Origin of the sequence: Mesorhizobium sp. M7A.F.Ca.ET.027.03.2.1 (assembly GCF_003999175.1) — a bacterium.
Taxonomy (GTDB): Bacteria; Pseudomonadota; Alphaproteobacteria; order Rhizobiales; family Rhizobiaceae; genus Mesorhizobium.
In genome coordinates this window covers 1-2067 of record NZ_RZOM01001087.1, presented here as the reverse complement: position 1 = coordinate 2067, position 2067 = coordinate 1, and the positions used below count along the sequence as shown (strand labels likewise).

1 protein-coding gene is annotated in these 2067 nt (G+C 64.9%); it reads left to right on the top strand.

All coding sequences use genetic code 11. The features are described 5' to 3' along the window. Positions 1-50 precede the first annotated feature (50 nt). Positions 51-2067, top strand: a 2017-nt coding sequence (ligD, locus tag EN750_RS31505) for a DNA ligase D (RefSeq protein ID WP_127399036.1), incomplete at its 3' end; no start/stop codon positions are given.

The window sequence follows — 2067 nt, the reverse complement described above, 5'->3', positions numbered from 1 at the left end:
CGATTGAGCGCGACTGGCTTGTTCCTGGCCTCCGTGCTTCGACCTTTGCCATGACCACCCCGCCAAAGCTCAGAGCCTATCGCGCCAAACGCGAATTCTCCAAGACGCCGGAACCGGTTGGCGGGCTCGTCAGCAGCGACGGCAACCGCTTCGTCGTCCACAAGCACCACGCCACCGCAGACCATTATGATCTGCGCCTGCAGGTCGGCGATGTCTTGAAAAGCTGGGCGGTGCCGCGCGGCCCTTCGCTCAATCCGGCCGACAAAAGACTGGCGGTCGAGACCGAGGATCATCCGCTCGAATACATCGACTTCGAAGGTGTCATTCCCGAAGGCGAGTATGGCGGCGGGCCGATGATCGTCTGGGATACCGGCAGCTGGGCGCCGATGGACGATGTCGAAAAGAGTTTGCGCACCGGCGCCTTCAAGTTCCGGCTGGCCGGCGACAAGCTCAATGGCGGCTGGATGCTGACCCGGCTGAAGCCGAAACCCGGGGAAGACGAAAACAAGAAGAACTGGCTGCTGTTCAAGGAGCGCGACCTCGCCGCCGACACCGCGCTTGACATCCTCACGGCCCGGCCGGAAAGCGTCAAATCCGGATTGCGCATCGAGGAGCTGGCGGCGCCGGCGAAGCCAGCCGCCAAACCCGCGCCCAGACAGGGATCGCTGAAGCCCGGCACGCTGCCGGGCGCGTTCAAGGCCCCCATGCTTGCTCGTATCGAGCCGCAACTGGCGACGCAGATGCCAAAACCACCGGATGGCGAGGACACAAGGGAAGTCTGGCTGCACGAAATCAAATTCGACGGCTACCGCACCATGGCGCATCTTACTGAGGGCGCGGTCAAGCTGATCACCCGTGGCGGCATCGACTGGACGAAGCGCTATGGCGACCTGCCGCATGCGTTCGCCAAACTGCCGTGCCGCGACGCCATCGTCGACGGCGAGATCGTGGTGCTCGATGCCAAGGGCATCAGCCGCTTCGCGCTGCTGCAGGATGCGCTGGCGCAGGGCGCCGGCAGCAAGCTCCATTTCTACGCCTTCGATCTTCTCCATCTCGACGGCTGGGACCTGACCAAGGCGCCGCTGGTCCGGCGCAAGGCGCTGCTGGCGCAGATGCTGTCGGGCCTCGGCGCCAATTCCGCCATCCAGTTCTCCGACCATGTCGAGGGCTCGGGGCAGGGGCTCTACGACCAGGCGGCGGAACTGGGGCTGGAGGGTGTCGTCTCCAAGCGCGCCACGGCCATCTATCAGAGCGGCCGAAGCAAAAGCTGGACCAAGACCAAGGCGCTGCTGTCGGACGACTTCGTCATCGCAGGCTTCACCATCTCCGATGCGGCCGAAGGGCTGGCGGCGCTCGGCATGGCAGAGTTTGAGGATGGTGAATTCCATTATCGCGGCAAGGTCGGCACCGGTTTCGATGCCGCCACCGCCGGTGAGTTGCTCGGCAGGCTGGAGCCGCTGCGGGAAGGCGCCACGCCGCCCGAGGGCGTCCCGCGCGAAATCATGCGCGAGATGAACTGGGTGCGGCCGCTGCTGTCGGCGCACATCCATTACGCCAACCGCACATCGGACAACGCACTGCGCCACGGCGTCTTCCGCGGTTTGAGGGATGTCGGCCTGTCGACGCCGGTCTCGTCCAAACGCAAGCGGCTGATCGCCGAGGCCGACCTTGCCACCATCTGGGTGACCAATCCGACGCGCCGGCTGTTCGGCAAGACCGGCCCGACCAAGATCGACATCGCCGTCTATTATGCGCTGGTCGGCGATTTCATGCTGCCGCACATCCTCGGTCGGCCGGTGTCGCTGGTGCGCTGCCCGACCGGCCTGCCGAAGGATTGCTTCTTCCAGCGCCACGCCTTCACCGGCATGCCGCCCTCGGTGGTGACATTCGAGGCGACAAATTCCGAGGGCGAGACCAAATCCTATCTCTCGGTCGAAGGCGCGAAAGGGTATCTGGCGCTGGCGCAGTTCGGCGTCGTCGAGTTCCATACCTGGGGCACCCACCGCACCGGCCTCGACAGACCCGACCAGATCGTCCTCGACCTCGATCCGGGCGAGGGGATTTCAT